The organism is Bradyrhizobium sp., assembly GCF_049512235.1.
Lineage (GTDB): Bacteria > Pseudomonadota > Alphaproteobacteria > Rhizobiales > Xanthobacteraceae > Bradyrhizobium.
Genome location: NZ_JBEKXH010000442.1, coordinates 1 through 7,715, shown reverse-complemented (window position 1 = coordinate 7,715; position 7,715 = coordinate 1). Strand labels below are relative to the sequence as shown.

The window sequence follows — 7,715 nt, the reverse complement described above, 5'->3', positions numbered from 1 at the left end:
CCCGTAGTCGCGCGGCTCGGCGGTCGTGGCCCAGATCGCCGCTTCGGCCGGGTCGTGCCCGAACCCGCCCATGATCCTTTCGGTCAGTGCCGAACGGGGCCCCAGACCATCGCATGCGGCGATCGCCGAGCGCACGGCGCTGCGCCCGAGGGTGGCGCCCGAGGCATCGTCCGCCAGCGCGAAACCCCAGCCGCCGACACTGGTCGCTCGTCCGTTCGAGATGGCAAGCCCGTGCGATCCCGTGCCGAGGATCAGGATGGCGCCGTCGCGTCCGCGGTGCGCGCCGAGGCAGGCTGTGACCGCATCGGACGCCACCACGACGGAGGCAAAGCCGAGCGGGACTTTCCTGATCGCTTCGGCCAGGCTCGGCAAGTTGGCCCCGGCGAGGCCAAGGCCCGCGCGCGCCCGCGCCATCAGCTCCGAATGGCTCAGCCCGGCCCGGTCGAATGCGAGTCGGGCCGCGGCGCGGATCGCGGCTACGGCCACGTCGACGCCGAGCGTCAGGTTGGCCGCACCCGCGGCACCCTCGCCCAGGATCGCGCCCTTGCGGTCGACCAGCCGCGCGCGGCAGCTGGTGCCGCCGCCATCGATCCCCATCCACATCGAGCCATCCGCGATCATCATTCGGAAGCAATACCATGAAATACCAATTTCGGTAGTCCCCCGCGCCTGCGCTTGCCGCGGATTCCGTTCGACCCCATTCGCTGCGCGGCTTTGAGATTTCGGCGCTTTTGACGCGACAATGACGCTTTTTGTGCAGGTCCAGAATCATATCAGAGTTGACGAGAGGTATTTTATTGGTGTTACCTACTTCAACGTGTCAGTTGGCCCTCCAAAACGTGTCAGTTGGCCCTCCGAGTGATCCCAGCGAAGACCGAACGATCGAAAAGCGGTAGAAGAAAGAGGAAGCCGGCATGAAAATGAAGATCATGAAAATGACAATGAAGACGATGACCAGAACCGCCGCCGGGGTCCTGTGCGGCGCAGCCATTTTCGCAGCGGCCGTTCCGGCCCTCGCCGCCGACACCACGCTGACCATCGAGAGCTGGCGCAACGATGACCTGCCGATCTGGCAGCAGAAGATCATCCCGGTCTTCGAGAAGGGCCATCCCGGCATCAAGCTCAATTTCCAGCCGACCGCACCGAAAGAATACAACGCGGCCCTGAACTCCAAGCTCGACGCCGGCACCGCGGGCGACATCATCACCTGCCGGCCCTTCGATGCCTCGCTCGAGCTCTTCAAGAAGGGCCAGCTGACCAGCGTCAACGACATTCCCGGCATGGACAAGTTCAGCGCCGTCGCCAAGGCCGGCTGGAGCACGGACGACGGCAAGACCACCTTCTGCGTGCCGGTTGCCGCCGTGCTGCACGGCTTCATCTACAATCAGGATGCCTTCGCCAAGGTCGGGATCGCGGCGCCGCCGAAGACGTCGGCGGAGTTCTTCGCCGACCTCGACAAGCTCAAGGCCGACGGCACCTATGTGCCGCTCGCCATGGGCACGCCCGACCAGTGGGAAGCCGCCACGATGGGCTACCAGAACATCGGCCCGAACTATTGGCACGGCGAGGAGGGCCGCAAGGCATTGATCGAGGGCAAGCAGAAGCTGACGGACCCGCAATGGGTCGAGCCCTTCCGGCAGATCGCCAAATGGGCGCCCTACATGGGCGACGGCTTCAAGGCACAGTCCTACCCCGACAGCCAGAACCTGTTCACGCTCGGGCGCGCCGCGATCTTCCCGGCCGGCTCGTGGGAGATCGCCCAGTTCGACAGCCAGGCGCAGTTCAAGATGGGCGTGTTCGCGCCTCCGGTGCCGAAAGCCGGCGACCCCTGCTACATCTCCGATCATCTCGACCTTGCCTTCGGCATGAACGGCAAGACCAAGAACGCGGAAGCCGTCAAGGCCTTCCTGACCTGGACCGCGACGCCGGAGTTCGCGCAGCTCTACTCGAATTCGCTGCCGGGCTTCTTCAGCCTGCAGAGCGGGACAATCGAGCAGAACAACCCGCTGGCCAAGGAATTCGTGGCCCTTCGGGACAGCTGCAAGTCGACCATCCGCTCGACCTACCAGATTCTGTCGCGCGGCACCCCGAACCTCGAGAACGAGACCTGGGTCGAGTCGGCCAATGTGATCAACGGCACCGACACGCCGGAGCAGGCCGCCCAGAAGCTCCAGAAGGGCCTCGACGCCTGGTACAAGCCGGCCAAGTAAGGACAGACGTCAAATTAAGCGCTTCGGATTTTGCAGGCAGTCCGTCCATGGGTCGGCCCCGTGGATAAAATGAGGATGATGTCAAAAGCTCCCCTCCCCCCACGCGCATCGCGCGTTGCGGGGACCGAAGCAGCGGTTCCTGCCGATAGACCCCCACCCCCGACCCCTCCCCACCGCTCCGCGGGGGGGAGGGGAGAAGAGCAGATCCGATTCAATCGTTTCGACGGCTGTCCTAAGACCAGCCGCTGGGGCGCCGGCAGGGACGCCGCTCCACCGCGCGAGGATAGGCAGGTTTCGCGGGGTCCCGCCATGGTCCAGATCGAGAAGATTTCGGGCGACGCTGCCTACCTGCCGATCGCAGGGGAGGGCGCGGTCCGGCCGGCCCGCGCGCGGCGCTGGCACATCCTGGTGTTCCTCGCCCCGGCCCTGCTGGTCTATACGGCCATCATGATCGTGCCGCTGGCCGACACGCTGCGGCTGTCGCTGTTCCGCAGCGTCGACCGGGTTCCGGCCTTTGTCGGCCTCGACAATTTCGGCCTGTTGTTCTTCGACCCGCGCTGGTCGGAACATTTCTGGCAGGCGCTCCGCAACAACACTTATTTCTTCGCGTTCCACATGCTGCTGCAGAATCCGATCGGCATCGCGCTGGCGGCGCTGCTGTCGCTGCCGGGGCTTCGCGGCCGGGCGTTCTATCGGACCGCCTTCTTTCTCCCGACCATGCTGTCCTTCGTCATCGTCGGCTTCACCTGGAAGCTGATCCTGAGCCCGCTTTGGGGCGTCACGCCCGCGCTGCTCGGCGCCATCGGCCTCAAGAGCTGGTTCCATCCCTGGCTCGGCCAGGACAGCACCGCTCTGACGACGCTCGCCCTGATCTCGGTCTGGCAATATGTCGGCATCCCGATGATGCTGATCTATGCGGCCCTGCTCGGCATCCCGCACGAGGTGGTCGAGGCCGCCGAACTCGACGGCGTCACCGGCTTCGCACAGTTCTGGAAAATCAAGCTGCCGCTGATCCTGCCCACCATCGGGATCTGCTCGATCCTGACCTTCGTGAGCAACTTCAACGCTTTCGACCTGATCTACACGGTCCAGGGCGCGCTGGCAGGGCCCAATTTCTCGACCGACATCCTCGGCACCTTCCTGTTCCGCACCTTCTTTGGCAACCAGCTCCAGCTCGGCGATCCCAACATGGGCGCGACCATCGCGACCATGATGTTCCTGATCATCCTCGCCGGCGTCTCGGTTTATCTGTTCAGCATCCACACCAGGATGCGGCGCTACCAGTTCTGAGCCAGGGATTTGCCATGAATCGAGAGCGTTCGTCCCCGCTCCACAGCGCCGCGGTCCATCTCGTCCTCGTTCTCTACACGGCGCTGTGCATCGGACCGGTGCTGCTGGTCGCGGTCAATTCCTTCAAGACACGCGCGACCATCTTCGGGGCGCCGCTGCGCCTGCCCGGGCCGGGCAGCTTCGACCTCATCGGCTACAAGACCGTGCTGGGACAGGGCGTGTTCCTGAACTATTTTGCCAACAGCCTGATCGTGACCTTGGGCTCGCTTGCGGCGGTGCTGCTGTTCGGCGCCATGGCCGCGTTCGCGCTCAGCGAGTACCGCTTCCGGGGCAATAACCTTTTGGGACTGTTCCTGGCCCTCGGCATCATGGTGCCGATCCGCCTCGGCACGGTGGCGATCCTCAACATGATGGTGGCGGCCCACCTCGTGAACACCCATCTGGCGCTGATCCTGATCTATACGGCCCAGGGCCTGCCGGTCGCGGTGTTCATCCTGTCGGAATTCATGCGGGGCGTGTCCAAGGACCTGAAGGATGCCGGGCGCATCGACGGCCTGTCGGAATATACGATCTTCTTTCGCATCGTGCTGCCGCTGGTACGCCCGGCCGTGGCCACCGTTGCGGTCTTCACCATGATCCCGATCTGGAACGACCTCTGGTTCCCGCTGATCGTGGCGCCGGGCGAAGCCACCAAGACCGTGACGCTCGGCGCCCAGGTGTTCATCGGCCAGTTCGTGACCAACTGGAATGCCATCCTGGCGGCGCTGACGCTGGCGGTGCTGCCGGTCCTGATCCTCTATCTCCTGTTTTCGCGGCAGCTGATCCGCGGCATCACGGCCGGAGCGGTGAAATGACCAGTCCCTTGCGCGTCCTGGTGGTCGGGCTCGGCCAGATGGGCCGGAGCCATGCGCTCGCCTATCATCGCAACCCCGGCTTCGAGATCATCGGCCTCGTCAACCGTTCACCCGTGGCCCTGCCGGCGGCACTCGAGAGCTATCCGTGGCGCGACAGCTTCGCGGCCGGCCTCGCAGAAAAGCCGGATCTGGTCTCGATCAACAGCTATACCGACAGCCACGCCGATTACGCGGTCGCCGCCATGGAGGCCGGTGCCCATGTGTTCGTGGAAAAACCACTCGCAGCCACGGTGGCGGATGCCGAACGCGTGGTCGCGACGGCGCGGCGAACCGGCCGCAAGCTGGTGATCGGCTACATCCTGCGCCATCACCCGAGCTGGATCGAGTTCGTCGCTCACGCCCGCAAGCTCGGGCCGCCGTTCGTGATGCGCATGAACCTCAACCAGCAATCCGCCGGCGCCGCCTGGGAGATCCACAAGCGCCTGATGGAGAGCACGAGCCCGGTGGTCGATTGCGGCGTCCATTATGTCGACGTCATGCTGCAGATCACCGACAGCCGGCCGGTGCAGGTGCGCGGCATGGGCGTTCGCCTGTCTGCCGAAATCGCCGACAGCCAGGTCAACTATGGGCACCTGCAGATCATCTTCGCCGACGGGTCCGTCGGCTGGTACGAGGCCGGCTGGGGCCCGATGATCTCGGAGACGGCCTTCTTCGTGAAGGATGTGATGGGGCCGCGCGGCTCGGCTTCGATCGTCATGGACGAGGGCGCGGTCTCCGCCGATGTCGACACCCACACAAGGACGGCGCGCATCCGCCTGCATCGCGCGGCGACCGGTCCGGACGGCGCCTTCCTGGCAGCGGACGAGATCCTGTCGATGGCCGACGAACCGGGCCACCAGGAGCTGTGCGAACGCGAGCAGGCCTTCGTGCTCGAGGCCATCCGCCACGACCACGACCTCGATCGCCATATGCAGGATGCCGTCCGCTCGCTGGCCGTGGTGCTCGCCGGCGACCGCTCGATGCGCGAAAACCGCGCCATCGAACTCTGAAGGAACTCTAAACGGAAGTACGCAACGCATGGGCTCGCTCGCGCTGACCGCCATCCGCAAGAGCTTTGGCGCGACCGACGTCCTCAAGAACGTGGAGCTCGAGGTCAAGACCGGCGAGTTCGTGGTCTTCGTCGGCCCGTCCGGCTGCGGCAAGTCGACGCTGCTGCGCGTCATCGCCGGGCTCGACGAGCAGACCTCGGGCGACCTTCGGATCGACGGCCGGCTGATGAACGGCGTGCCGCCGGCCAAACGCGGCATCGCCATGGTGTTCCAGAGCTACGCGCTCTACCCGCATTTGACGGTCGCCAAGAACATGAGCCTTGCTTTGTCGCAGGAAGGTGTCGCCGCGGCCGAGATCGAGCTGCGGGTCAAGAAGGCCTCGGACATGCTGCGGCTCGAGGCGCTGCTCGGCCGGCGCCCGGCGGAACTCTCGGGCGGGCAGCGTCAGCGGGTGGCGATCGGACGCGCCATCGTGCGCCAGCCCAGCCTGTTCCTGTTCGACGAGCCGTTGTCGAACCTCGATGCGGCCTTGCGGGTCGGAACCCGCATCGAGATCGCCAAGCTGCACCGGCAGCTCGGCGCGACCATGATCTACGTCACCCATGACCAGGTCGAAGCCATGACGCTCGCCGACAAGATCGTGGTCATGCGCGGCGGCGTCATCGAGCAGGTCGGCCGTCCGCTCGAGCTCTACGCCAGGCCGGCCAACCTGTTTGTGGCCGGCTTCATCGGCTCGCCCGCGATGAATTTCGTCTCCGGCGCCATCGCCGCGCGAGCCAACGCCGCGACCATCGGGGTCCGCCCCGAACATCTCACCGTGGCCAAGGACGGCGCCTGGACCGGCACCGTGTCCCATGCGGAGCATCTCGGCGCCGACACCATGCTCTATGTCGAGGTTCCGGAAATCGGGATGTTGACGGCGCGGATCCACGGCGACGACCGGCAGCATGAGGTCGGCGACACCGTCGGCCTGACGCCGCGCGACGGCAAGATCTACCGCTTCGACGGCGACGGAAAGGCGATCGCGGCCTGATGGGTGCAGCGGCGGGCGGCGGCGGCTGGATGTGCCGTCCAGATGCCCTTCGGACCGATATAGCCGAACGCTTCCATCGAGATGCGATAAAACTCCCGAAGCAGCCGGCCGATTTGCGCGTAAGCGGAAAGCCTTTGCGCCGAGGCCAAAGTCGTTTCCAGCCGGCCCAAAATGAAACCATCGAGCTTGGTCTCCCTGCCTTCTTGATGGGCCTCTCGCTTATGCCTTCACAACTCATCTTTCGTAATCGCCCTCGCCGCTCCCCGTTCAGGGAGAGGTGGCTTCCCTTCCAGTTTTGGCGGGACATACGCGGCGGCTTCCTTAGTCAGGGCGATCCAATCGTCGGGAGGTCGCCCCTTTCGCAGCATGCCGCCGAAGAGATGGTAAGGGTCATTGCCGCTGCCCGCTTTTCGCAGCGTGTTCTCGTCATTGACCCAGGCGTAGATGATAACCGCCGCCTTTGAATTGTAGCGGAAGAACAAAAAGCGGTCGGCGGCATTTGAACTGGCCGGGCTTTGGCCGTACATTCCCGCGAGGAGAGAAATGACATGACAAAGTCTGTTTTGAAATCCCCTCGCGGCCGCACTCGCGCACAACGCCTTGAGACCCGGGTAACGGCGGAGCAGAAGACGCTCATCGAACATGCCGCAGCCCTGCAGGGGCGGACGGTCACAGATTTCGTGTTGACCAGCCTCCAGGATGCCGCACGACGGGCGATCGAGGAGCATCAGCAGTTCGAACTGTCGGTTCGCGACAGCCAGGCGTTTGTCGATGCGCTGTTGCATCCGAAGCCCGTCAACGACCGTCTGCGTGACACGGTGCGCCGCTATCGCGGAGCCACCGGCGTATAGCCGGTGCCGGGCGCACCCGAGGGATTGCTTCGGGTCGAGGCGCTTGGTCCGCAGCACGATCGCAGTTCGTTCGTCAGCGGCGCCGAAGCGCTCGATCGCTATCTACGAAGCCAGGCTGGCCAGGATGCCCGCAAGAATATCGCGGCGCCATTCGTGCTCGTGCTGCCGGACGGCGCCATCGGCGGCTACCACACACTGTCCGCGACCGGCGTGAAACTCACCGAATTTCCGGCCGATATCACCCGCAAGCTGCCCCGCTATCCGCTCGTTCCCGCGACGCTTTTGGGCCGGCTCGCCGTCGATCAAAACTATCAAGGGCGAGGGTACGGCCGCTTCCTGCTTGCCGACGCTCTGTTGCGCGCGGTCCGTAGTGAGATCGCGTCGTTCGCCGTTGTCGTCGATGCCAAGGATGAGGCGGCCCGCCGTTT

9 protein-coding genes are annotated in these 7,715 nt (G+C 64.9%); 7 read left to right on the top strand and 2 right to left on the bottom strand.

Going from position 1 to position 7,715, the window contains the following annotated elements:
* Positions 1 to 624 (bottom strand): glucosamine kinase nucleotide-binding domain-containing protein (locus ABSG20_RS28875; protein WP_423867868.1); only part of this gene is annotated, 624 nt, incomplete at its 3' end.
* 326 nt (positions 625 to 950) lie between these two features.
* Here ABSG20_RS28875 and ABSG20_RS28870 point away from each other — a divergent pair.
* The 5 genes from ABSG20_RS28870 to ABSG20_RS28850 all read left to right on the top strand — a co-directional run bounded on the left by ABSG20_RS28870 (position 951) and on the right by ABSG20_RS28850 (position 6,436).
* The gene (locus tag ABSG20_RS28870; RefSeq protein WP_423867871.1) at positions 951 to 2,210 is read left to right on the top strand and encodes an ABC transporter substrate-binding protein; all 1,260 of its coding nucleotides are present in this window, start codon (positions 951 to 953) and stop codon (positions 2,208 to 2,210) included.
* Between the two features lie 309 nt (positions 2,211 to 2,519).
* Entirely contained in the window at positions 2,520 to 3,500 is a 981-nt protein-coding gene (locus ABSG20_RS28865; protein ID WP_423867867.1) for a carbohydrate ABC transporter permease, read from the top strand.
* 14 nt (positions 3,501 to 3,514) lie between these two features.
* Positions 3,515 to 4,354, top strand: coding sequence for a carbohydrate ABC transporter permease (locus ABSG20_RS28860; RefSeq protein ID WP_423867866.1), 840 nt, complete (start codon positions 3,515 to 3,517; stop codon positions 4,352 to 4,354).
* The gene (locus tag ABSG20_RS28855) at positions 4,351 to 5,403 is read left to right on the top strand and encodes a Gfo/Idh/MocA family protein (protein WP_423867865.1); all 1,053 of its coding nucleotides are present in this window, start codon (positions 4,351 to 4,353) and stop codon (positions 5,401 to 5,403) included. Before ABSG20_RS28860 ends, ABSG20_RS28855 begins: the two co-directional genes overlap by 4 nt.
* A 28-nt stretch (positions 5,404 to 5,431) precedes the next feature.
* Positions 5,432 to 6,436: an ABC transporter ATP-binding protein gene (locus tag ABSG20_RS28850; RefSeq protein WP_423867864.1), complete on the top strand. Its 1,005-nt coding sequence runs from the start codon at positions 5,432 to 5,434 to the stop codon at positions 6,434 to 6,436.
* A gap of 227 nt (positions 6,437 to 6,663) precedes the next feature.
* Here the strand turns inward: ABSG20_RS28850 and ABSG20_RS34895 are convergent, their stop codons facing one another.
* A complete protein-coding gene (locus ABSG20_RS34895) occupies positions 6,664 to 6,963 on the bottom strand; it encodes a type II toxin-antitoxin system YhaV family toxin (protein ID WP_490338346.1) in 300 nt (99 codons plus the stop codon).
* A 21-nt stretch (positions 6,964 to 6,984) separates the two neighbouring features.
* Here ABSG20_RS34895 and ABSG20_RS28840 point away from each other — a divergent pair, with 21 nt between their 5' ends.
* A complete protein-coding gene (locus ABSG20_RS28840) occupies positions 6,985 to 7,287 on the top strand; it encodes a type II toxin-antitoxin system TacA family antitoxin (protein ID WP_490338345.1) in 303 nt (100 codons plus the stop codon).
* A 3-nt stretch (positions 7,288 to 7,290) separates the two neighbouring features.
* Positions 7,291 to 7,715: GNAT family N-acetyltransferase (locus ABSG20_RS28835; RefSeq protein ID WP_423867863.1), on the top strand; the 425-nt coding region annotated here is incomplete at its 3' end.